This window comes from Pseudomonas sp. DTU12.3 (genome assembly GCF_004124275.1).
Lineage (GTDB): Bacteria > Pseudomonadota > Gammaproteobacteria > Pseudomonadales > Pseudomonadaceae > Aquipseudomonas > Aquipseudomonas helmanticensis.
On sequence record NZ_CP027218.1, the window covers coordinates 3,361,199 to 3,383,575 of the forward strand.

Consider the following 22,377-nt stretch of genomic DNA (forward strand, 5'->3'; position numbering starts at 1 on the left):
TTGCCAACCATTCTGGAACCTGGGGAAATCGAAGCGGCGGCGAGTTCGCCGCCGTTTCTGCATCTGCCGCCTTCGAACCTGTTTGCGCTGCGGGCTGATCGCCTGGAGCAACTGGCCGAAGGGCATGCACTGGCGGAATATTTGCGGCTGATTGCCGGATTGTGTCGGGTGCAGCAGCAGGTATTCGATGATCCGCCGCTGACGGCGCCCTTTGATCAGCAACGGATCGAGGCGTGTCAGCAGCATGGTTTGCCGCCGTTCGCCGCCGATACGCTGATCCGCGAAGACGCGTGGCAGGCGTATCTCGATGCGCTGTTGCAACGTTATGTCCCTGATGAGCAACCCGCCGTGGTTGATGCGCTGACGGCGTTGCGGGTCGCCAGTTCCGGACAGTTGCGTTCGTGGGGCGTGGCGTTGGTCAGTGGTCAATATTCGATGGTGCCGGCGCAACTGGTGCCGTTTCTCGGCGCGGCGCTGCAAACGGCGTGGAGCCATTGGTTGCTCAGCGCACCGAATCTGCAACTGAAACCCGGTGACAGTCTCAGCCAATGCCCGGCTTGCGGTTCACCGGCGATGGCGGGGGTGATCCGCCATCGCGGCAAGCACAACGGTTTGCGTTATCTGGTGTGTTCGCTGTGTGCCTGCGAATGGCATGTGGTGCGGGTCAAGTGCGTGTACTGCGAGTCGAGCAAAGGTCTGGATTATTTCAGCCTTGAGGATGATCGCCACGCCGCCAATCAGGCGCCGCTGCGGGCGGAGGTCTGTCCGGGCTGCAACAGTTATCTGAAGCTGGTTTATCTGGAAAACGATGCCGACGCCGAGGCGTTGTCGGCTGATTTGAGCAGCCTGCTGCTGGACATGCGTCTGGCGCAGGATGGTTATCAGCGTCTGGCACCGAATCTGTTGCTGGCACCGGGAGACGAGTGACGAGAGCAAACCTGTGGGAGGGAGCCTGCTCCCGAAGGGGCCATTTCAGCTACATCAGCTTTGACTGACTTACCGCCTTCGCGAGCAGGGATTGGTTGCGTGCACTCATTTTGCAGGCCGCCCCAAAACAATGTGGGAGCGAGCCTGCTCGCGAAGGCGTGAGGTCAGTCACAACCACCTAACGGGCACACCGCTTTCGCGAGCAGGCTCGCTCCCACAGTGCGTCTACACTTCTGAAACCCTTGTGGGAGGGAGCTTGTTCCCGAAGGGGCTGTTTCAGTGGAATCAGGAGTGGCTGATGTCTTCCAGCGTTGCCCTGCGGTTGCCGTCTATTGACGGGTTGTTGCGTCACCCGGCGTGTGCGCCGTTGGCCGAGCGTTACGGCCGGGATTCGTTACTGACGGGGCTGCGTCAGCTGCTCGACGAGCTGCGGCCCGGCGTGTTGAACGGGCAATTATCAGTCGTGGAAATCAGCCCCGAAGTGCTCGCCGGCCGCGTCGGCGAGCGTCTGGCCCAGCAGCAACGCAGCAACGTGCGTCGAGTGTTCAATCTCACCGGCACCGTTTTGCACACTAATCTGGGTCGTGCATTGTTGCCGGACGAAGCCATCGACGCCGTACAAATGGCCGCGCGTTATCCGCTCAACCTCGAATTCGATCTGGCCAGCGGCAAGCGCGGTGATCGTGATGACTTGATCGAAGGCCTGATCCGCGAACTGACCGGCGCCGAAGCCGTCACCGTGGTCAACAATAATGCCGCCGCCGTGCTGCTGACGCTCAACAGTCTCGGCGCGCGCAAGGAGGGCATTATCTCGCGCGGTGAGCTGATCGAAATCGGCGGCGCCTTTCGCATCCCCGACATCATGGCCCGTGCCGGCGTGCGGCTGCATGAGGTCGGCACGACCAATCGGACCCATGCTCGCGACTATGAAGCAGCGATCAGTCCACGTAGCGGATTGATCATGCGCGTGCATGCGAGCAACTACAGCATCGAAGGGTTTACCACGCGGGTGCCCACCGCCGAACTCGCCGAGTTGGCGCATCGGCATGGCTTGCCGCTGCTGGAGGATCTCGGTAGCGGCAGTCTGCTGGATTTGACGCGTTGGGGCCTGCCGGCGGAACCGACGGTGCGCCAGGCATTGCTGGATGGCGCGGACATCGTCACCTTCAGCGGTGACAAATTGCTCGGCGGACCGCAGGCGGGGTTGATCGTCGGGCGTAAAGAACTGATCGCGAAGATCAAGAAGAACCCGTTGAAGCGCGCGTTGCGCGTGGACAAACTGACTTTGGCGGCGCTGGAAGCGGTGCTCGGTCTGTACCGCGATCCGGATCGGCTGGCCGAACGTCTGCCGAGTTTGCGGTTGCTGACTCGCCCGCAGGCGGACATCTTCGCGCAGGCTTCACGGGTGCAGCCCTTGATGGCTGAGCTGTTGGGTGAAAGCTGGCAAGTCAGTGCAGTCGAGGCTTTGGGCATGATCGGCAGCGGCAGCCAACCAGTGGCGCGCTTGCCGAGTGCGGCATTGTGCATGCGCCCGCAAGTCTCCAAGCGTTTACGCGGTCGTTTTCTGCTTAATCTGGAAGCGGCGCTACGTGCATTACCGATCCCGGTGCTCGGTCGTATCGACGACGATGCGCTGTGGCTCGATCTGCGCCAACTCGATGATGAACCGGCATGGCTCGCGCAATTGCCGCAGTTGCAGGTCGATCAGTGATCGTCGGCACGGCGGGGCACATCGACCACGGCAAGACGTCGCTGCTGCAAGCGCTGACCGGGCAAACCGGCGACCGCCGCCCGCAGGAACGTGAACGCGGGATGACCATCGACCTCGGTTATCTCTATGCCGAACTTGAACCGGGGGCAGGCCTCACCGGGTTTATCGATGTGCCCGGCCACGAGAAATTCACCCACAACATGCTCGCCGGCGCGCAAGGCATCGATCTGGTGTTGTTGGTGGTCGCTGCGGATGACGGCGTGATGCCGCAGACCCGCGAGCATCTGGCGATTGTCGAATTGCTCGGGATTCCCCGCGCCTTGGTGGCGATCAGCAAATGCGACCGGGTCGAGACGGGCAGGGTGGAAGAGGTGCAACGTCAGGTGCTCGATCTGCTGGAGGCCGGGCCGTTTGCCGAGGCGCCGGTTGTGATTGTGTCGAGCGTGACCGGGCAGGGCGTTGATGAACTGCGTGAGACGTTGTTGCACACGCAGCGTGAAGTATTGGAGCGCAGTCGCGAAGGTGGTTTTCGCCTAGCCATTGATCGTGCGTTCAGCGTGGCCGGCGCGGGGATTGTGGTGACCGGCACCGCGCTGTCGGGCGAGGTTTCGGTGGGCGATAAACTCACGCTCGGGCCAATCGGGAAATCGGTGAAAGTGCGTGGATTGCACGCGCAGAATCAGGCTGCCGAGCAAGCCTTCGCTGGGCAACGGGTGGCGCTGAATTTGAGCGGCGAACGCCTTGAGCTGGCGCAGATCCATCGCGGGCAATGGCTGTTGTCGGAGTGGTTGCACGCCCCGACTCAACGCGTGGATATCGAATTTCGATTGCTGCCGGGCGAACGGACTTTCGAGCATTTTCATCCGGTGCATGTGCACCTCGGCACGCAGGACGTGATCGCGCGGGTGGCGCTGCTCGAAGGATCGCGGCTGACTGCTGGCGAGCGCATGTTCGCGCAACTGCTGATCAACGCGCCGGTGCATGCGGTGAGGGGCGATCGGCTGATCCTGCGTGATTCCAGCGCTCAGCGCACCCTTGGCGGTGGGCGCGTACTGGATCCGTTTGCCCCGACCCGACAGCGCCGCAGCCTTGAGCGGTTGGCGCAGTTGCAGGCGTTGGCTGACAGCGAAAGTTTTGAGCAGGCGTTGCCAGCGTTGCTTGATCACAGCGCTGGCGGCCTCGGCCCGCAACGGCTGGAGCGCCAATTCAATCGGCCGCGCGCAACCTGGTCACTGCCTGAGAATGTGCGCCTGATCAACACCCGCCAAGGGCCGGTGCTGTTCAACGTGCAACGCTGGGGGCAGCTGAAATTCACCTTGCTGGAACAACTGGCGAAGTTTCACGAACTGGAGCCCGATCAGATGGGCCCGGACCGCGATCGCTTGCGGCGCTTCAGTGGTCTGGCGCTGGAACGTTCGACGTTTGCCAGTTTGCTCGATGAGTTGCGTGAATCCGGTGCGATCACCGCCAGCGGCCCTTGGCTGCATCTGCCCGATCATCAGGTGCGCCTGAATACCGAAGACGAAACCCTGTGGAAGCAGATGCAACCGTTGTTTGCAAACGCTGGATTCGATCCGCCGTGGGTACGCGATGTGGCAAAAGCGCTCGCTCAGGACGATGCCGTGGTGCGCCTGCTGTTGCGCAAACTGGCGCGCCTGGGGTTGATGCATCAAGTGGTGCGCGACCTGTTCATCAGCGACACCGTGCTCAGGCAAATGGCAACCGTGCTGCTGCAACTGGCCGAGGAAAATCCGCAGATCCAGGTGACAACCTTCCGCGATGCGCTAGGCTTGGGACGCAAACGCAGTATTCAGTACCTCGAATACTTCGACCGCATCGGCCTGACCCGACGCCTCGGCGAATCCCGCCAGATCCGCCCCGACAACGCGCTGGCCAACGCTGATACACACTGAGTTCAAGGAAGGCAATCGCGCCCGGTGGCGCGGCCGGGCTTCAAACCCGGTTGGGGACGGCATCCGTTCCCGGGCAGGTTCGACTCCGGCTGCCTTCCGCCAGTTTCCGAAAAAGCAAAAGATCGCAGCCTTCGGCAGCTCCTACATCGAACTAAGGAGCTTGATCGTTCCCACGCTCCGCGTGGGAATGCCTCAACGGACGCTCCGCGTTCGGATTCGTAAGGGACGCGGAGCGTCCCGGGCTGCATTCCCACGCAGAGCGTGGGAGCGATCTGTAATCCCCTGCAGGCCTTCGCCTGCTCGCGATGGAGATTTTCAAACCCGATTTAGCAGGAGGTAAACCAGGACGAATCAGAGATTACGCTGCGCATCCATTTGATCATGCAGAACCCTGATGATCGCAATTCCGTACGCAGTGATTCGAAAATAAATCATATGCCTCTCCACCCGACAGCGGCGGTAGCCTATCGCGCATCGTCGCAGGCCGGCGTTGTTTTCGGGCGCTCTGCCAACTGTGCAAATGAAGAAATAAGGACGTCAATATAGCTATTGCCTTGATCCACGCCCCACCGGCGAACGGTGTAAATGCAGATTGCCTCAAGGTCAGCTTCGGCAGCGGGCGTCAGACGATATTCACTCATGCGTGATTAACATTCTCTGTTTGAATGCAACAGGATCGAATGGTCGCGGTTTTCCGCTGGACTCACCCTCACGAAGCGCTGCACGAATAGTTTCGATTTCAGCGTTGCGTTCCTGTTCACGGCGGATCAGATCGCGGATGTACTCGCTGTCGTTGATGTAATTACCGGCTTCGATCTGGGCTCTGATCCAGTGGCCTTGCTGGTCAGTCAAGGTGATGGTTTTTCGTACGGTTACCATGAGCAGGCCTCCGGAGGATGGTCGAATGTGCGCGAAAGCAAAAAGCGGAGAACGTGGTCTGGCCCTGTTTAGCTCTGTGGCGAGAGCGGTCGCTCCCTCGCCACAGGATCACCGGGTACAGATCAGCCCGGCAATTCCAGATTATCCATCACCCGATTCACCGCCAGCTCGCCGAGCATGATCAGTTGCGCGATACCCAACAGCGTTCTGCGTTGCGACGCGGGTATGAGGTGGGCGAAGTCATGGGCGATGGCTCTGGCGGAGGCGAGTGTTTCGCTGGCATCGGCCAGCAGCTCCTCATTTTTGAAGTCCGCGGTGACGGCGTACATCCGGCGGGTTTTACGTTGCGGTGGGGTCGAGCCGGGTGGGCAGAGGTAGTGATCGAGGGCGCGTTCGGCAGCGTCATTGAGCTTTTTTGAATCGAGGGATTCGTAGGGCGAGGCGAGATCGGTTTCGGGTGGGTTGGGTGTTGGTTTGATCATGTTTAAAGCTCCTTGATTGCTGGAGCCGCCACATTTCGCTGCGAAACGAAGGGAGGTGGCAGCTGTACGCAGGTTCGCAGACCGGGAATCAAGGTACCCGGCATACCCGAAGGTATCCCGCGCACAGCCGCCATGAAGCACCATTGCCATAAATCGTTGATGGCAACGAACTGGAGCGCTGTGCGCCTTGATTGATCCGGGCTGCGAAACCCGATCGCTGATTCGTCAGCGACCGACCCACAATAGAACCCGCCCCCAAGGCGCACAAGCCGGCGGATTCTGGCGTAGCTGTAGGCAATGGCGCAAGGATGTGTAGCCTGGAAGGCGTGTCTGGAGGTGTCTTTTAAACGCCTGCGTTTAAAAGGCTGGCAAGTGAGCTCCCACACCTGGATTGCGTTTCGGTCAGAATCTCAGCGGATACTGCACCACCACATAAACCCGGTCGATATCATCCCCAGCCTGCGCCTCATTGGCCCGGTGCGAAACGTGCGAGACCTGCACCGACAGATCCTTCGCCGCCCCCGACTGTACGACGTACTTCAGATCAATATCCCGCTCCCAATGTTTGCCGCCATCACCTTGCTGCGGCTGATACCCGCCGCTGTCCGCGTCAAACGGGTTATACGCGCCGCCCTTGGGCGCGTGGGTGCCGTCGATGTGGTTGCCGGTTACGTAGCGGCTCATGAAAGTCAGGCCCGGGATGCCGAAGGCGCCGAGGTCGAGGTCGTAGCGTGCTTGCCAGGAGCGTTCGCCGGCGCCGTTGAAGTCGGCGTATTTGATCGAGTTGGCCAGATAAATCGAATCGCCACCGACGAAATCGAACGGCGTGTCGCCATCGATCCGTTGCCAGCCGAGCATCACGCCGTGGGCACCGAAGGTGTATTTGCCGGACAGGCTGAACGCGGTGGTGTCGATGGCGCCGGCCAGCGCCCGGCCGGTGTCACGGGTGCGGTAGAGGTTAGCGTCGAGCAGCACACCGGATTGCTTGAAGTGCAGATTGGCGTAGTACTGCTGCCAGGTGTCGCTGAGTTCCGAGGCGTACAACGAGCCGCCGACGGGGCTGTCGTCGAACAGATCGGCGCCGAGGAAGCTGATCCCGCCTGCCTCGGTGTTGGCGCCATAGCCGTAAAAATCGCCGTGGCTGGATGAACTGTCCTGATTCTTGAAGGCGGTGAAGTGTCCCGCCGTGAGACTGACGTTGTCGATCTCGTGGCTGGTTAACAGAAAACCACTGGCGTATTCCGGTTGCAGGCGTTTGTCCGAGGTATCGAAAACCGGGGTTTCGACGGTCATTTCACCGAACGCGAACGTGGTCCGTGACAGCTTTAATTTGAATGCACCGCCCGCGTCGGAATAATCCGCTTCGCTGCGACCGTTGCTGTCGACCGGCAGTAAACCGGTGCCGGAATGGCCTTTGCCGCCATCCAGTTTCAAACCGAGAAAAGCATGGGCATCGACACCGAAACCGACACTGCCCGGCGTGAAGCCCGACGTAAATGTGCCGATGAATCCTTGCGTCCATTCCTGCTTGTAGTTTTTGCCGGTGGGCGAGGGCGATCGGTAGTCGTTGCTCAGAAAGAAGTTGCGGCTGAGTACGTCGGTTTTTGCATCGTCGAGCAAACCACTGGCGCTGGCGGTTGCCTGCAGACCGCAGAGCAAAGTGAGCAGGCTGAGACGCGAAGGGGCACGGTCGATCATGGTCAGTGGCCAGCAATTAAGTGGGCTGAATGATCGAGTGATATCCGCTAACAAGATTGAGCCGATGTGCTGAATTGCACTGGCGCCATCGCTGGCAGGCCAGCTCCCACAGGGTTTGGGTCGCTCACCCAATCCGGGGGCAGCCCAAATCATTGTGGGAGCTGGCCTGCCAGCGATAGCGGTGGGTCAGTTAGCGTCTTTGGTACAGGCAGTCCGCAGGGTTGGCTCCCACAGGGATTTGGGTCGCTCACACAATCCCGGGCAACCCAAATCCTTGTGGGAGCTGGCCTGCCAGCGATAGCGGTGGGTCTGCAACATCAATGTCGCAGAACTACTGCTATCGCGAGCAGGCTCACTCCTACATAAGTGACGGGTTACAGGATGCCGTATTCGCGGGCTGTGCGATCCACGGCGATACGGGTCTTGTCGATCAGTTCGTCCAGCTCGGCGCGCGTGGCGATCAACGCCGGGGCCATGATCATCCGGCCCAGCGTAGAACGAATGATCAAACCCTCTTCAAAACCGATCGTGCGGCAACGCCAGGCGATGTCGTTTTCGTTGGCGAAACGCTTGCGCGTTACCTTGTCTTCAGCGAACTGCAACGCGGCCACCAGCCCGATACCCTGAATCTCACCCACCAGCGGGTGGTTGCCAAACACCTCACGCAGGCAGTTTTGCAGATACGGGCCTGTGTCGGTTTTAACCTGCGCGACCACGCCTTCATCGCGCAACGCCTTGAGGTTGGCAATCGCCACAGCGGCAGCGACCGGGTGGCCGGAATAGGTGAGACCGTGCGCGAACACGCCACCTTTTTCCACCAATGCCTCAGCCATGCGCCGCGACAGGATAAGCCCGCCCATGGGGATGTAACCGGAGGTCAGGCCTTTGGCAATCGACAGCGTGTCGGGTTCGAAGCCGAGCGCCTGATGCGCAAACCATTCACCCGTACGGCCAAACCCGCCAATGACTTCGTCAGCGCACAGCAGCACGTCGTACTTGCGGCAGATGCGTTGAATTTCCGGCCAGTAAGTCGCCGGTGGAATGATCATGCCGCCTGCGCCCTGGAACGGTTCGGCAACAAACGCCGCGACCTTGTCGGCTCCCAGTTCGAGAATCTTCTCTTCCAGTTGTTGCGCGGCTTTCAGGCCAAACTCTTCCGGGCTGAGATTGCCTTCGTGGGCAAACCAGTACGGCTCATCAATGTGCGCGACGTCCGGAATGGTGCCGCCCATTTCGTGCATGAACTTCATCCCGCCCAGCGCCGTCGCCGCGAGGGTCGAACCGTGATAGCCGTTCCAGCGGCCGATCATGATTTTCTTCTCGGGCTGGCCCATCACCTGCCAGAACTTGCGCACGGTGCGGATCAGCACCTCGTTGGCTTCGGAACCGGAGTTGGTGTAGATCGCATGGCTGTAGTGCTTGGGCAACAGGCTGAAGAGCAGCTCGGACAGTTCGATCACCGCCGGGTGAGTGGTGTGGAAGAACATGTTGTAGTAGGGCAGTTGTTCCAGCTGTTTCGTCGCCGCGGCGGCGAGATCCTTGCGCCCATAACCGAGGTTGGTGCACCACAGACCCGACATGCCGTCCAGGTAACGATTGCCATCGTTGTCCCACAACGCCAGCCGATCGCCGCTGACCATCACTCGCGGGCCTTCTTCGTTGAGGGCTTTCTGATCGACGAACGCATGAATGTGATGGGCGGCGTCGGCGTCCTGATAATCGCGGGTGCTGCGGGTCGAATCGAATTCGGCGGACATGGCTGATCTCCAGGGAAATGGACAAGGGCGTGCGTTCATTCCAGCGGTGCACGGCTAATATTTGTCACTTAAAAATATTTTTGTAAAGAAAATATTTGTCGGTGCAAAAAGATATCCGTAGGCTGAAGCGCATTGGCAAGGATCATCAGAGGCAACATGAGCGGACTCAGAGAGCGGCAGAAGGAGCAGCGCCGGCAGGTCATTGCAGAGGCGGCGCTTGAACTGTTCAAAAGCAACGGATTCGCGGCTACGACCCTCGATCAGATCGCCGTACAGGCCGGCGTTTCTGCGCCTACGGTGGTGAACTACTTCGGCGGCAAGCAGGAGATTCTGCTGGCGTTGCTCAAACAACCGGATGAACAGGCGATGCGTGAGGCGCGCGCCAATCTTGACGATGACAGCGATCCGCTGGAGGCGTTGTGCGAATTCGAAGGGCTGATGACCCATTACCAACTGCAGGCGATGCCCGCATCGCTGTGGCGCGAGTTGGCGCCATTTCTGTTCACCGGCGAGCTGGCCCGGGCACTTGAGCCGTGGAACGGCGCAGTGATCGAAGAAACCAAAGCGCTGCTGGTGCACTTTCAGCGCAACGGTAAAATCCGCCAGTCAATCGATATCGACGTCGCGGCGACCCTGTTCAATCAATATGCCAATGTCGCTTTCATTCGCCTCGCGACCGAAGCCACACCGGATCGCGAAGCGCATGCCCGGCATATGCGCAGTGTGCTCAGCCTGATCTGCCACGGCATACTGGAGCTGCCCGTCACGACCGCTCCGATAACGTGACGGCGCTATAAATACGCTGTTCATCGAAGCAGGCTGCCGGTGAAACAGTTGATGGCCAGCGGTGCGAAACGCACGACTTCATCGAGGTTCATGCGGCACCTTCCGCGACGGTTTGATGATCGTTGTGCAAACGGTTTTCAGCACCGCGAACGGCCTTGGCGATCCGCCAGAAATAAATCCCGCCGATGGCAAACTCGAACACCGAACCGATGATCCAGCACGTCACCAGCGTCGACGGCGCATCACGGTTGTTCATAGCGAAGTAGTAGATCAACGGGATGCTCATGAACCACATCAGCACCAGCCGCACGATCAGCGAAAACCGCGCCATGCCGATGCTTTCGAGCACGGCCGCTCCCTGCCAGATCTACTCAAAGGCACCCGACTCAAAACCGCCACGTTACGCCGCCGCCAACGATGTGCAGGGCACTGTTGGGGTAGCTGCCCGACAGCGTCTGGCCATTACGCTTGCTCTGCTGCACGTCCATGTCGCCCAGCCAGACCAAGGTGTAATTGAGGTTGAGGTCGGTGTCTTCGGCGAGTTTGTAGCTGATGCCCGTCGCCAGCCGCCAGGTCTCGTTCATCGGATTGTCGACGGTACGGTCCTTGTCTTTGACGGCGGAGCTGTCATAGCCGATGCCCATGTTCCAGCGCAGCTTCGGGCTGATCTGGTTTTGTGCACCAATCGACAGGTGCCAGGTGTCCTGATACTTGCGATCCACCGAACGGGAGACGTCACCGGCTGCCGAATCCACCGACACCCCGATGTCGGCAAAATCGCTCCAGTCCTGCCAGTTCACCGAACTCAACAGCGTCCATTGCTCGTTCAATTGATGGGCGATGCTCAGGGTCGCGCTCTGGGGGATGTTCATGTCGATCTCCAGCTCGTCGACATCCAGCCGCGACAGCGCCAGATTGAGCAGCGGGTTGCGAATGCCGTGGGCCGAGGGTGAGTCCTTGAACTCGAGCTTGACCTTGCTGGTGTAGGCGAAACCGAGCGTAGTGCGCGGGTCCACCTGATAGCGCAGACCGAGGTTGATGCCCATGCCGGTGTCGGTGTCCTTGTATTGCACGTTGCCATCTTGCTGGAACGGCGTGCCCGGCAGGAACGCGTTATTGTCGACCGCCAGTTTCGTGTAGTAGTAGCCGTAGACCAGGCGCGGGCCGATGCCCATCGACAGGTCGTCAGTGATCTTGTAGGCGAACGTCGGCTGCATCGAGATGCCGATCAGTGTCGATTCCTGAGTGAAATAACGCCCGGCCCAATCGTCGTCGTATTTCACGCTCAGGCCGAAATTGCCGTACAGGCCGAAGCCGATGCTGGCGCGATCATTGACCTCATGGCTGATGAAGAAACTACTGCCTGGAAGAATCGGCAGCGGATTGCCGCCCTCGTTGCCGGAAAAGTCATTGTCGCTGTCACGATCGAAGCCCAAGCCACCGAGCACCGCTTGCCCGGTCAGGCTGATCTGCGTGCCCTTGAGCGCAGCAATACCGGCGGGGTTGCTCATCAATACGCTAGGGTCGGTGGCCAGCGCCGCCGAGCCGGCGTTGGCCAGTCCTGCGCCTTCCTGTCCGGCTTCATACAGTTGAATGCCGCCTGCCGACACTTGGCCGGCGCTGCCAGCCAAGGCAAGAATGATCAGCGAATGCGTGGATTTCATCCGTTACTTCCTTATAGATGGACCTGCATCAGTTTTAGACGTGCTTTGGCCAGTACACCAGTCAATGGTCGGTGTTTGTTGCGGACAGCTCTGCGAGTCCGGTTCTGACAACAGGGACAAAATGCCGCTGATACCGCAGATGTGTTCTAGGCTCAGCCAGTCGGTCAATCAACGGCATCGAGTGAACAGTCCTGGTCAGGAGAACCGCTATGGAAGAAAAACCGCTGCTCACCTTCAATAGCTCCAGAGCATTGCTGGACGTGCTGATTCGCGCCGGGTTGATCACCACGCTAGTGCTGTTCTGTTTCGACATCTTCCATCCGTTTCTCAACGTCATGCTGTGGGCGCTGATCCTGGCGATCACCTTGTATCCACTCAATCAGAAACTCGGCGCCAGGCTCGGCAATCGCTACGGTTGGGCCGCCATCGTTCTGGTGTTGCTGGGGCTGCTGATTCTGATGGTGCCGCTGAGCCTGCTCGGGGCGTCCGTTGCCGATTCGGTGAAAGTCGGCATGCACACCATGGAAGCGCAACAGTTCGAGATCCCGCCGCCACCGGCCAGCGTCGAGAACTGGCCGCTGATTGGCGCGCCACTGTTCGGTATCTGGCAACACGCCTCGCAAGACCTGAGCTGGGCGTTCAAGGAACTGGCGCCGCACCTGTCCAGTTGGGGCAAGGTGCTGCTGCATCACGCCGCCGGTGTCGGTGCCGGGATTGTGGTGTTCGTCATTGCCTTGATCGTTGCCGGGGTGATCATGACCCATGGTGAGCGCGGGCATCGCACTGCGGTGGCGATTACCACGCGGATTTCCGGTCCGGTGCGTGGCCCGCAGATCGCCGAACTGTGCACCTCGACCATTCGCGCCGTGGCGCAAGGCGTGGTGGGGATCGCGTTTATTCAGATGCTGCTGATCGGTGTCGCGCTGGTGATCATGGGCATTCCGGCCGCCGGCATTCTGGCCTTGATGGTGCTGCTGCTGGGCATCATGCAGCTGCCAGTTCTGCTGATCACCGTGCCCGTGGTGATCTATGTGTTCGCTCAGGACGGCGTCAGTGCCGGCACGATCATCTTCACCGTCTGGATCATCATTGCCGGGCTTTCCGACAACGTCCTCAAACCGATGCTGCTCGGGCGCGGTGTTGCGGTGCCGATGCCGGTGGTGTTGATCGGTGCGCTCGGTGGCATGGTCACCAGCGGGATCATCGGCTTGTTCACCGGCCCGGTGATTCTCGCCGTCGGTTACGAATTGTTCATCGGCTGGGTGTATCAGCCGGCGGAGGTCACACGGGTGCTGGACGACGGCAACGAAGAAACCCTGCCGTAATCTGACAACCGTTCATCGCTCAACTACGCTGGCTTACGTATCCCTCTCTGACACTTGGGCGTAAGGAACAAGGCGCATGCGAAGCAGGCTGCTGGCGGTTTGGATAGTGGTGTTTGCGGCGCTTTGGAGCGGGCTTGGCTGGGCGGCCGACGAAGCGCCAAAAACTGCGGATGAAGCAGTGGAATTGAAGGTCGCCAACCGCGGCATCATGCTGTTTCGCGCAAGCATTCTGGGCGAGGCGCCGGCGTCACGGGTCAAACGGGCGAAGATGGTCATCAGCGAGGCGCTGGATGAAGACGCCTCGCTGGCGATCACCACGGATGCGATCCAGAACAGCTACATGGTGCTGATCGGCGACAAGCGCGCGTTCATCGTTGCGCCGCAGGATGTCGATGCCCTGGCGTACTCGTCGGTGCAACAGGCCGCCGAGGGCGCGGCGGAAAAACTGCGTCAGGTGGTCACTGAAACCCGTGAAGCGCGCAACCTGCAAATGATCGTGCGCTCGCTGGCGCTGGCGGCCGTGGCCACGCTGATCTATCTGAGCTTGCTCTGGTGCCTGGCGTATCTGCGGCGCAAGTTGCTGGCCAAACTGCCGGCGCTGATGGATCGCCACACCCAGGCGCTGAAAGTCGGGCGCGTGCAACTGATCGATTCGAATTTTCTCTATCCGCTGGTCAGCCGTTTTCTGTTGTTGCTGCGCTGGCTGGTGATCCTGCTGCTGACCTATGAATGGCTCGGCTTCGTCCTGTCGCGATTTCCCTACACGCGGCCATGGGGTGAAAGCCTCAATAACTATCTGTTCGAACTCGCCGGCTACCTGCTGCAGGGCATTGTCGGGGCGATTCCCGGGCTGGGCGTGGCGCTGGCGATATTCTTCATTGCCCGTGGCGTCACGGCGTTTACCCGGCGGATTTTGCGGCGCATGGCGATGCCGGGCACATTCAGTTGGCTGAACCACGAAACCCTGCAACCGACGCAACGCCTGACGGCGCTGGCTATCTGGCTGTTTGCCCTGGCGATGGCTTATCCGTATCTGCCGGGGGCGGGCACCGATGCGTTCAAGGGCCTGTCGGTGCTGATCGGCCTGATGATTTCTCTCGGGGCGACCAGTGTGGTGGGGCAGGCCGCCGCCGGTTTGATCCTGACTTACACGCGTACTTTGCGCCCCGGCGAGTTCGTCAAGATTGGCGAATACGAGGGCACCGTGACTGAGCTAGGCATGTTCACCACGCGCATTCGCACCGGGTTGGGCGAAGTGCTGACGCTGCCCAATTCGATGATCACCGGCACCGTCACCAAAAACTATTCGCGCACCGTGCAAGGCCCGGGTTACGTGGTCGATACGGTGGTGACCATCGGTTACGACACGCCGTGGCGCCAGGTTGAGGCGATGTTGCTGGAGGCGGCGCACCGCACGCCGGGGGTTCTCGAAGATCCGCCGGCGCAGGTGTTCCAGACGGCGTTATCGGATTTCTATCCCGAATACCGCTTGGTGGCGCAGGCGGTTCCGAGCCAGCCGCGACCGCGTGCAGTGCTGTTGAGCATGCTCCACGCCAATATTCAGGACGTGTTCAACGAGTACGGCGTGCAGATCATGTCGCCGCATTACCTGGGCGATCCGCAGCAAGAGAAGTGGGTGCCGAAAGACAAGTGGTACACCGCCCCCGCGCAACCGCCGAAAGACCAGTGACCGCCGCCGCAAGGAGTCCGCGACATGCTCGATTTCATTCTGCACGCGCTACGCACTGACCCGGAAATCGCGGTGTTCCTGGCGATCGCACTGGGCGTCTTCATCGGGCGCATTCATATCGGCAGCTTTCATCTGGGCTCGGTGGCCGGCGCGTTATTGATGGGGCTGCTGATCGGCCAGATCGGCCTGGAAGTCCCGGCGGGATTGAAGTCGGTGTTTTTCGTGATGTTCATCTATGCCGTCGGCTTCAAGAGCGGGCCGGAGTTTTTCGGCAGCCTGAATCGCGGCACGCTGAAACTGGTGCTGCTCTCGGTGGTGCTCTGTGGCACCGCGTTGGGAGCGATTCTGCTGATGTATTCGGTGTTCGATTTCGACGCCGGGTTTACCGCAGGGCTAGGCGCCGGCGCGCTGACCGACACGGCGATCATGGGCACCGCGACCAGTGCAATCAATCAATTGAGCCTCGACGCGGCAGCCAAGGCGCAACTCAACAGCCACATGGCGATCGCCTATGCGATTACTTACCTGTTCGGCACCATCGGCCTGATCGTGTTTGTCGGCAGCATCGCGCCAAAACTGCTCGGGGTGAACCTGCGTGAATCGGCCCGCGAGCTGGAGCTGGAATTGGGTATCGCCAAGGAAGAAGAGGCGATCACCGTGCCCTATACGCGCATTGTCGTCAGGGCGCATCAGGTGGCAAGCAATGGTCAGGCGGATGGCCAACGCATCGTCGATTTTGAAAAGCTGCATGACTCGTTGACGGTCGAACGCGTGGTTCGCGCCGGGCAAGTCATCGAGCGCGATGAAAACTTCGTGCTGATGGCCGGCGATGTCGTCGGTGTGTATGCCTTGCGCGATGCGGTCGGCACGTTGAGCCATTGGGTCGGACCGGAAATCGATCATCCGGAATCCTTGTCCTTTCCGACGCGTGAGGTGGACATCGTGCTGACCTCGGCGGAGTTTGCCGGCAAAACCATTCACCAGGCCAAGACCCGACTGGCGAGCGACGGGCGCCTGGGATGTTTCGTCAATACCATTTCGCGGCAGGGTTACGAGCTGCCGTTGCTGCCCAACACGGTGCTGCGTCGCGGTGATGTGTTGACATTGACCGGGCGTACCGCGAGCGTTGAAGCGGTGGCCAAACGTCTGGGGCGCATCCGTAAAAACAACTACAAGAGTGATATCGCCATGCACACGTTGGGCATGGTTTTCGGGTCGCTGCTGGGATTATTGTCGACGCACATCGGCATGATACCGGTGGAACTAGGCATTGGCGGCGGGGTGTTGGTCGCGGCGCTGGTAATCGGCTGGTACAACTCGCGCCACCCGGAAATCGGCGCGCTGCCACCGGCCGCGCAATGGGCGTTTTCCGAATTTGGTTTGACGGCATTCGGCGCGGTGGTCGGTTTGCTGGCGGGACCGGCAGCATTTGCCGCTATGAAGGAGGAGGGCCTGGCGCTGTTGGTGTCCGGCGCAGTGGTGACGATCTTGCCGCCGTTGGTGGCGTTGTACTTCGGCCGCTACGTGCTGCGCCTGCACCCGATGATTCTGTTTGGCGCGCTGGCCGGGGCACAGACTGAAGCAGCGTCGATGAACAAGATCATCGAACAATCGGGGAGTAACACCCCGGTAATCGGTTTCACCGTGTGCTATGCGATTTCCAACGTCCTGCTGGCCGTGTGCGGGCCGATCATCATCTTCGTCGTCGCCGGCTGAGGTATCGAAAATACAACAACCTCTGTGGCACAGGTTCTCCACTGGCACAGGTTCTTCAGGGTTTCAGGTGCATACCTTTGCGTCAAAAACCGCTTTCGCGCATCAGTACGGCGAGGACGTGTGTTGCGCCATCGCCAAGCAGGCTGCGGCGTTCACCTTCGATCTTCAAATGCCCACGTGTCTCGCACAGGCTCGGCAGTGGCTCGTCCAGTTGAATCAACACCTGAAACAACGCACTGCTCGGAATCAGCGAATGCTCAGCGTTGGTTGTCGGTACCGGCCCACCAAAACGTGACGACAGCATGCGATGCGACAACTGACTGGCGCGGGTGCTGCCGATCTGTAAAACCCGGCCGGACCGCGGTGTGGTCTGGCCGTCGGGATAAAAACGCACGCGATCACCGGCAGCCATACGATGCACTTGATCCTGCGCGACATACGCATCGACTTGCCAACTGCGCGGATCGATCAGCATGCCCAGCGATTCCTGGCGACCGACCCATTGCCCGGGTTTCCAGTCCGGATTGACGTCCAGCCAGATCCCCGCGAATGGCGTTTGCAGGTTCAACCGGGCGATTTCCGAACGAGCGGCGCGGGCTTCTTCGAATTGCACGTTGAGGCGCTGGCGAGTCACCGCATCTTCAGCCAGGCCGCCCGGATCGGCGATCAACCCCGACAGCCGTGCTTCGTAGCTGCGCGCGCTGGCTTCGCTGGTGTGCAGGCGCGACGCGATGTCCGGTTCGTCGAGGGTGATCAACGTCTCGCCGGCCTTGACCGGGCCATCCGGGTGAATCGATTGCAGGCGCGCCGGGTAGGGCGCATACACCCGCAATTGGTGCTCGGCGCGGGCCACGCCGACCGCATCGATCTGCGTGCGCCACGGGATCGCCAGAGCGACGAGGATCGCCAGCAATACAGCGTAGAACGCGACTTTGCGGCGGCTTGCAATGGCCGCGCGGTTTTTCCACCAGTGGCCTAGCTCACGCATCACGGGCAGGGCGATAAACCACGACAGTTCGACCATGAACAGGAAGATCCCCAAGACCTTGAAGAAGAACAGATAGACCGCCAGCGCGATCCCCAGAAACAGCACCAAGCGGTAAACCCAGGTGATGATTGCGAAAGTCACCAGCAAACGCCGTTGTCCGGTCGGGAACGTCTCCGGCCAGTCTTCGCGCAAACCCAACAGATTGCGCCGCAACGTCACCCGCGCCAGCGCCGAGGCGCGCTCGTGCAGGTTAGGGAAATCCAGCAGGTCGGACAGAATGAAATAACCGTCGAAACGCATGAACGGGCTGGCATTCAGGGCCAGCGAGAGCAGCCAGCTGGTGGTCGCCAGATACAGCAGCGCGTTGCGCAACGCACCCGGATCGCAAACCGCCCAGCCCAATGTCGACAGCCCGGCCAGCGACAACTCGGTGACGATGCCTGCCGAGGCAATCGCCAAGCGTTGCCGCGAACGACTGAGCTTCCAGCTCTCGCCGGTGTCGGTGTAGAGCATCGGCCACATCACCACAAAGGCAATGCCCATGTGCCCGACGCGCAAACCCAGGCGGGTGGCGACCAAGGCGTGCCCGAGTTCATGCAGGGTTTTCGCGACGATCAGCGCCAGGGCAAAACTGAACAGGCCTTCGGTGGAAAACGACTCGACCACCGCGCTGGTGAACACGTCCCACTGTTGCAACACCAGAATGATCCCGAGCAGGCTCAGGCTCAGCACGATAATCCCGGTCAGCGGATGAAACAGCCAACTCAGCGCCCGCGCCAGATACTGCAAAGGTTGTTGTGGGCGCAGCAGTGGAATGCGGAAAAACAGGTAGTGGTGCAGCCACCAGCGCCAGGTCAGCCAACTGCCTTCCTCGCTTTTGCTCTTGAGTCGCTCAAGTGCTGCGGGGCCTGCGCGCAGCAACTGATGCTGCTCGAGAAACTGACGAAAATCGAGGACCTGCTCGACGTCCGGTTTCAGCGCGGTGCCCTCGGCAATCTGCTCGCTGATGGTGCGCGGCGATTGCCCCCAGCGCAGCAGGCATTCGAATTCCAGCCAGCCGATGCGGTAGAAACGGTTGATTACCGTGTCCTGAATCACCCATGCCGGCTCACCGTCGCTACCATGCGCCGCTTCGCTCAGGCGCAGGTCTTCACGCAGTGGCGGTACGGGCAGATCGGCCGGGTCGAGCATCACCAACCGCTCCACGCCCGCAGCGTCGCCAATGGCCGGCGCAGCAGGTAATAACCGAGCATCACCCGCCCGCCGTAAATCTTCGCCGTGCCGTGCAGGCCAAGACGCGCATGTTCCGGCACACCGTCGATACTGGCGAGCAAGCGATAGGCGACCACACCTTCATCGCTCGGCCGCGCCTGATAACTGGTTTCGAGGATCTTGCCCTTCAGCGGTGCCAGCGGATACGCAGTGAGGAACAGGGTGACTTCGGCGCCCGTTTCCAGCGCGATGGCATCGGCCACCGCCAGTTGAATCAGCATGGCCGGTTGCGTCGGATCGGCCACTTGCATGATGCGTTCACCCGTCACCACTGGTTTGCCCAGCCAATCGTTGGGGTCGCTGAACACCGCAACGCCGCCGCGCGGGGACAACACTTGCGTACGCTTGAGCTGCGCCTGCACCGCCGCCAGTTCCGCGCGACGTTGTTGTGAACGGCCGGCGAGCAAGGTCAGCTCGCTCTTGCTCTGCGGGTTGTCGAAGGCGCGCTGGCTGGCCGCTTGCAGTTCGGCATCGGCCACCGCGACTTCCTTGCCGAGCACTTCGGCGCGGCTGCGCAGGCTGGTTTCGTCCAGCGAGAACAGCGGTGTGCCGGCGTCCACCGGCTGATTGGGACGAACCTGGATCTTTTCGATCACACCATCGATGGGCGAACTGATGATCTGCGCCTGCCGCGAGACGATCTCGGTCGGTGCCAGCGCGGTTTGCCGCACGGGCAACAACAGCAGGGCAGCGATCACGAGCGCCACGAGCAGCAGTTGTTTGCGATTCGGCCGCCAACGACTGAAGCGCTTGCGCCGGGTCAACGCCGACCAGCAATACGCCCACGTGCCGACCAGCCCTTTCAGGTGCGGCCACAACACGGCGGGCGGTTCCTGCTCAAGCAAGATGATCAGCACGCCGAGGCGTTGATTGTCACGGTCCTGCACCGGCACGCACCACAGCCCTGACGGCCACCATTCGTTCCAGCCTTCGGTGATGTCTGCCGGCGGCTCGGCGCTGTCCTGCGCCAACCATACGGGCTCGTCGCCGGGCACCTGCGCCGCGACCCAACGACTGGCCCGGCGCAGCCACACCAGATAGGGCGAGTCTTCGCTGGGCCGCGACAGGCCCGAGACATTCAACAGCTCCAGCGAATTTTCACGCTGGGCAAACACCAGTGCCTGATGAAACTGCAGCAGCGGGTACAAGTCGTTGGCCATGCTGAACGCCAGGGCATTCAGCGAGTCGGCGGCCAGGGCTTTATCGCGCAGCGCGTCAAGTTCCAGCAGCAGGTGCGGGTGGGGCAATTGCTCGTTCATGGTCATGGGCGCGCGTCTTGATCGAACTGCGCCGTGCCGCTCATGCCCGCCATCAGGTCGGGGTATTTGTTGTCGAGACGGGCTTCCAGTTCAACGGTTTGCGCCACCGCATCGACCCGCGAGTTGATGCCGCTGACATGGGCCGGATAGGTCTTGCCGGTTTCATGGATGCTGACTTGCAGCGGCAGCCCCGGCTTGAGGTCCTTGAGCAGGTTGGACGGCACGTTCAAACGTACTTTCAGCGCGCCGTCGCTGACCAGATCGAACAGCGGCGTACCGGCGGTCACGGTTTGATAAGGCTTGACGTAAACCTTGGCCACCCGCCCGGAAAACGGCGCGAGAACCTGGCAATAACTGCTCTGCGCCGCGCCCATCGCCCGTGCGCCATCAGCCTTTTGCACTTCGGTGTTGGCCATCGACACTTCGATATCACCGACCGCATTGAGCTGACGCAGCTGCTGTTTGGCTTGCAGGTTCTGTTTGGCCATGGCCAGTTCCGCCGCCGCGACTTTCGAGCGTGCTTCGGCTTCGTTGCAGTTGAAGCGAGCGAGCAGTTCGGACTTGCCGACCTGTTCGCCGAACCCGGCTTTCAGTTCACCGAGGGTGCCGGCCATCTGGCTGGAGAGCGTGGTTTCCAGTTCGGCGGCGAGCAGTACACGAATCGCACTGGCACTTTCCAGTGCGGGGGCTTGCGGGTTGTCTTCAGCGTGGACGGACAGGATCAGACTGGCCAACAGCAGAGCCGCGAAACCGGGCTCAAGGGCGATTTTGCGCATTCGGCGTTCCTTGCGAAGTGGCGGCGAGCAGACGTTGTTGTTCTTGTTCGTTCAAGGTGCGCTGGATTTCCCGGGCCAGGGTCTTGATGTCGTGTTGCGAGATTTCCTTGGGCAGCACGTCGAGGCCCACCGAGTTGTACATCCGCCCCCACGCGGCCTGAGCACTGGAGAACGCCGCCTCGCGCTGATAACGCGAGAGCAGATAGCGGCCTTCGGAGCGGATCACTTCCAGTTCCGAGCCTAACGCGCCGGTCTTCGCCGCCTGGGCATAGTCGAGCAGACTGCGATCGACGCGCAGGCTGTCCTCGGCGAATTCCACCTCCTGACGCGCCAATTGATAGCGCAGGGTGCCGACTCGCACTTGCGTGAGAATCGCCATCGACAGCGCCACGCGACGGGTGTCGTCGGTTTCGCTCTGGGATTTTTCCGCCGCGTTCAACGACGGCAATTGCAGCAGACGAATGAGGTTCATCGACACTTGCAGGCCGGTGCTCATCCAGTCGTTGTTGTAGAGGTATTTGTTGGAGTCGTATTTGTAGCCGAAATCGACGCTGACGTTCGGCCACAGCTGCGCCTTGGCGATCTCCAGATCCTTTTGATTGACGCGTTTGCGGTACCACTCTTCCATGATTTCCGGGCGGTTCTCCAGCGACAGCTGTTCCAGCCGCGCCATGCTTTGGCGCACTTCCGGCAGTGCCGGGTCGGGCGCGTCGGCGAGGATCATTTTCGAGCCGGGCGGCAGTGACATCAGCGCCGACAGTTCGGCCTGGGCGAACTCCAGATCCTGACGGCGCACGGTCAACAGGTAGATCGAGTCGAGGAGGGCGCGCTGATAGGCAAGGATCTCCTGACGCGGCAGCAGGCCACGGGTTTCCGCCTCGCGGGCTGAGGTCAGGGCGGTGTGGGTGCGCATCAGCAACTTGTCGACTTCCGGCATCAGACGCTGCGCGCCGAGTGCCCGCCAGTAGGCATTGCGCACGTCCTGCAAGACGTTCTGCGCGACTTTGCGCCGACGCTCTTCGGCCATCAGGATCTGGTCGGATTTTTGCTGGGTGCGGTAATAGGCCACGCCGAAATCCAGCAGGCTCCAGCTCAGACCCAGGCCATAGACTTCACGATAACGCTCTTCGGACGTCGATGGGCGCAAGCTGACCTGACGGTCTTCGATGCCGATCGAGGTGCCGCCGGAATCGTTGTCGCGCCCGGCGTAACCGGCCGAGGCCACCAGGCGCGGGAGCATTTCATGGCTGGAGACGTCGCGCAGGTCCGAGGCCAGCGCGCTTTCCATCAGTTTGAGGCGGTAGTCGAGGTTGTACTTCAGCGCCCGCGCGGCGGCTTCGTAAAAGGTGATCGGCGCGGTGACCGGCTCCTGGCCGGAATACATGCGTGACTGATCAGCGATGATGCGTTGGCGGTTTTCTTCGTCGGTCGAAGGTTTCGGTTCCGTTGACGAGCAAGCACTGAGCAACAGTGCAGAAGCGATGGCGGTACTGAGAAGCCGGGTCGCATGTATACGCATGTTCATTCCTTTGTA

General features: G+C 60.8%; 19 protein-coding genes and 1 tRNA gene. 8 read left to right on the forward strand and 12 right to left on the reverse strand.

The genetic code is table 11. From position 1 onward, the window contains the following. From fdhE to C2E19_RS15350, 4 genes are all read left to right on the forward strand, one after another. On the forward strand, positions 1-927 hold the full coding sequence (gene fdhE / locus C2E19_RS15335) for a formate dehydrogenase accessory protein FdhE (protein WP_129393804.1): 927 nt from the start codon (positions 1-3) through the stop codon (positions 925-927). A gap of 298 nt (positions 928-1,225) precedes the next feature. Further along, positions 1,226-2,638 (forward strand): L-seryl-tRNA(Sec) selenium transferase, encoded by a 1,413-nt coding sequence (gene selA, locus C2E19_RS15340; protein ID WP_129393806.1) that lies wholly within the window; start codon positions 1,226-1,228, stop codon positions 2,636-2,638. Next, positions 2,635-4,551, forward strand: coding sequence for a selenocysteine-specific translation elongation factor (gene selB / locus C2E19_RS15345; RefSeq protein WP_129396129.1), 1,917 nt, complete (start codon positions 2,635-2,637; stop codon positions 4,549-4,551). Before selA ends, selB begins: the two co-directional genes overlap by 4 nt. 6 nt (positions 4,552-4,557) lie before the next feature. Beyond that, positions 4,558-4,653 (forward strand) — tRNA-Sec (locus C2E19_RS15350). Between the two features lie 249 nt (positions 4,654-4,902). Here C2E19_RS15350 and C2E19_RS29420 read toward each other — a convergent pair. From C2E19_RS29420 to C2E19_RS15375, 6 genes are all read right to left on the reverse strand, one after another. Then, positions 4,903-4,986: a hypothetical protein gene (locus tag C2E19_RS29420; RefSeq protein WP_372238483.1), complete on the reverse strand. Its 84-nt coding sequence runs from the start codon at positions 4,984-4,986 to the stop codon at positions 4,903-4,905. Between the two features lie 29 nt (positions 4,987-5,015). Beyond that, positions 5,016-5,192, reverse strand: coding sequence for a type II toxin-antitoxin system RelE/ParE family toxin (locus C2E19_RS29305; RefSeq protein ID WP_305955833.1), 177 nt, complete (start codon positions 5,190-5,192; stop codon positions 5,016-5,018). After that, the gene (locus C2E19_RS15360; RefSeq protein WP_129393808.1) at positions 5,185-5,430 is read right to left on the reverse strand and encodes a type II toxin-antitoxin system ParD family antitoxin; all 246 of its coding nucleotides are present in this window, start codon (positions 5,428-5,430) and stop codon (positions 5,185-5,187) included. The genes C2E19_RS29305 and C2E19_RS15360 overlap by 8 nt, the downstream gene beginning before the upstream one ends. 122 nt (positions 5,431-5,552) lie before the next feature. Continuing rightward, entirely contained in the window at positions 5,553-5,912 is a 360-nt protein-coding gene (locus tag C2E19_RS15365) for a DUF6124 family protein (protein ID WP_129393810.1), read from the reverse strand. A 402-nt stretch (positions 5,913-6,314) separates the two neighbouring features. Next, positions 6,315-7,610: an OprD family porin gene (locus tag C2E19_RS15370; protein ID WP_129393812.1), complete on the reverse strand. Its 1,296-nt coding sequence runs from the start codon at positions 7,608-7,610 to the stop codon at positions 6,315-6,317. A gap of 374 nt (positions 7,611-7,984) precedes the next feature. After that, a complete protein-coding gene (locus C2E19_RS15375) occupies positions 7,985-9,367 on the reverse strand; it encodes an aspartate aminotransferase family protein (protein ID WP_129393814.1) in 1,383 nt (460 codons plus the stop codon). Positions 9,368-9,523: 156 nt separating this feature from the next. Here C2E19_RS15375 and C2E19_RS15380 point away from each other — a divergent pair, with 156 nt between their 5' ends. Next, entirely contained in the window at positions 9,524-10,153 is a 630-nt protein-coding gene (locus C2E19_RS15380; protein ID WP_129393816.1) for a TetR/AcrR family transcriptional regulator, read from the forward strand. An 88-nt stretch (positions 10,154-10,241) separates the two neighbouring features. Here C2E19_RS15380 and C2E19_RS15385 read toward each other — a convergent pair whose 3' ends face one another. Continuing rightward, entirely contained in the window at positions 10,242-10,502 is a 261-nt protein-coding gene (locus C2E19_RS15385) for a hypothetical protein (protein WP_256661204.1), read from the reverse strand. A 37-nt stretch (positions 10,503-10,539) separates the two neighbouring features. After that, a complete protein-coding gene (locus C2E19_RS15390) occupies positions 10,540-11,817 on the reverse strand; it encodes an OmpP1/FadL family transporter (protein WP_129393818.1) in 1,278 nt (425 codons plus the stop codon). A 209-nt stretch (positions 11,818-12,026) separates the two neighbouring features. Here C2E19_RS15390 and C2E19_RS15395 point away from each other — a divergent pair, with 209 nt between their 5' ends. The 3 genes from C2E19_RS15395 to aspT all read left to right on the forward strand — a co-directional run bounded on the left by C2E19_RS15395 (position 12,027) and on the right by aspT (position 16,548). Next, positions 12,027-13,142: an AI-2E family transporter gene (locus tag C2E19_RS15395; protein ID WP_129393820.1), complete on the forward strand. Its 1,116-nt coding sequence runs from the start codon at positions 12,027-12,029 to the stop codon at positions 13,140-13,142. Between the two features lie 76 nt (positions 13,143-13,218). Further along, positions 13,219-14,832 carry a mechanosensitive ion channel family protein gene (locus tag C2E19_RS15400; protein ID WP_129393822.1) on the forward strand — a complete coding sequence of 538 codons (1,614 nt, stop codon included), beginning with the start codon at positions 13,219-13,221 and terminating at the stop codon, positions 14,830-14,832. A gap of 24 nt (positions 14,833-14,856) precedes the next feature. Further along, positions 14,857-16,548: an aspartate-alanine antiporter gene (aspT, locus tag C2E19_RS15405; RefSeq protein ID WP_129393824.1), complete on the forward strand. Its 1,692-nt coding sequence runs from the start codon at positions 14,857-14,859 to the stop codon at positions 16,546-16,548. An 82-nt stretch (positions 16,549-16,630) separates the two neighbouring features. On the opposite strand, the gene C2E19_RS15410 is transcribed toward aspT, so the two are convergent. Genes C2E19_RS15410 through C2E19_RS15425 form a run of 4 tightly spaced genes read right to left on the reverse strand, consistent with a single transcriptional unit; the run spans position 16,631 to position 22,362 of the window. Next, the gene (locus tag C2E19_RS15410) at positions 16,631-18,727 is read right to left on the reverse strand and encodes an HlyD family efflux transporter periplasmic adaptor subunit (protein WP_129393826.1); all 2,097 of its coding nucleotides are present in this window, start codon (positions 18,725-18,727) and stop codon (positions 16,631-16,633) included. Then, the gene (locus C2E19_RS15415; protein ID WP_174823935.1) at positions 18,727-20,073 is read right to left on the reverse strand and encodes an efflux RND transporter periplasmic adaptor subunit; all 1,347 of its coding nucleotides are present in this window, start codon (positions 20,071-20,073) and stop codon (positions 18,727-18,729) included. Before C2E19_RS15415 ends, C2E19_RS15410 begins: the two co-directional genes overlap by 1 nt. After that, positions 20,070-20,843 carry an efflux RND transporter periplasmic adaptor subunit gene (locus tag C2E19_RS15420; protein WP_129393828.1) on the reverse strand — a complete coding sequence of 258 codons (774 nt, stop codon included), beginning with the start codon at positions 20,841-20,843 and terminating at the stop codon, positions 20,070-20,072. Before C2E19_RS15420 ends, C2E19_RS15415 begins: the two co-directional genes overlap by 4 nt. Next, entirely contained in the window at positions 20,824-22,362 is a 1,539-nt protein-coding gene (locus tag C2E19_RS15425; RefSeq protein ID WP_129393830.1) for a TolC family protein, read from the reverse strand. Before C2E19_RS15425 ends, C2E19_RS15420 begins: the two co-directional genes overlap by 20 nt. Positions 22,363-22,377 lie beyond the last annotated feature (15 nt).

Excerpts from the sequence above, each read along its gene's own strand:
- C2E19_RS15415 (WP_174823935.1), bottom strand. The coding sequence starts at position 20,073 with ATGACCATGAACGAGCAATTGCCCCACCCGCACCTGCTGCTGGAACTT.
- C2E19_RS15360 (WP_129393808.1), bottom strand. The coding sequence starts at position 5,430 with ATGGTAACCGTACGAAAAACCATCACCTTGACTGACCAGCAAGGCCAC.
- aspT (WP_129393824.1), top strand. The coding sequence starts at position 14,857 with ATGCTCGATTTCATTCTGCACGCGCTACGCACTGACCCGGAAATCGCG.
- C2E19_RS15410 (WP_129393826.1), bottom strand. The coding sequence starts at position 18,727 with ATGCTCGACCCGGCCGATCTGCCCGTACCGCCACTGCGTGAAGACCTG.
- C2E19_RS15420 (WP_129393828.1), bottom strand. The coding sequence starts at position 20,843 with ATGCGCAAAATCGCCCTTGAGCCCGGTTTCGCGGCTCTGCTGTTGGCC.
- C2E19_RS15425 (WP_129393830.1), bottom strand. The coding sequence starts at position 22,362 with ATGCGTATACATGCGACCCGGCTTCTCAGTACCGCCATCGCTTCTGCA.
- C2E19_RS29420 (WP_372238483.1), bottom strand. The coding sequence starts at position 4,986 with ATGATTTATTTTCGAATCACTGCGTACGGAATTGCGATCATCAGGGTT.
- C2E19_RS15365 (WP_129393810.1), bottom strand. The coding sequence starts at position 5,912 with ATGATCAAACCAACACCCAACCCACCCGAAACCGATCTCGCCTCGCCC.
- C2E19_RS15400 (WP_129393822.1), top strand. The coding sequence starts at position 13,219 with ATGCGAAGCAGGCTGCTGGCGGTTTGGATAGTGGTGTTTGCGGCGCTT.
- selA (WP_129393806.1), top strand. The coding sequence starts at position 1,226 with ATGTCTTCCAGCGTTGCCCTGCGGTTGCCGTCTATTGACGGGTTGTTG.
- C2E19_RS15370 (WP_129393812.1), bottom strand. The coding sequence starts at position 7,610 with ATGATCGACCGTGCCCCTTCGCGTCTCAGCCTGCTCACTTTGCTCTGC.
- C2E19_RS29305 (WP_305955833.1), bottom strand. The coding sequence starts at position 5,192 with ATGAGTGAATATCGTCTGACGCCCGCTGCCGAAGCTGACCTTGAGGCA.
- C2E19_RS15395 (WP_129393820.1), top strand. The coding sequence starts at position 12,027 with ATGGAAGAAAAACCGCTGCTCACCTTCAATAGCTCCAGAGCATTGCTG.
- C2E19_RS15390 (WP_129393818.1), bottom strand. The coding sequence starts at position 11,817 with ATGAAATCCACGCATTCGCTGATCATTCTTGCCTTGGCTGGCAGCGCC.
- C2E19_RS15375 (WP_129393814.1), bottom strand. The coding sequence starts at position 9,367 with ATGTCCGCCGAATTCGATTCGACCCGCAGCACCCGCGATTATCAGGAC.
- C2E19_RS15380 (WP_129393816.1), top strand. The coding sequence starts at position 9,524 with ATGAGCGGACTCAGAGAGCGGCAGAAGGAGCAGCGCCGGCAGGTCATT.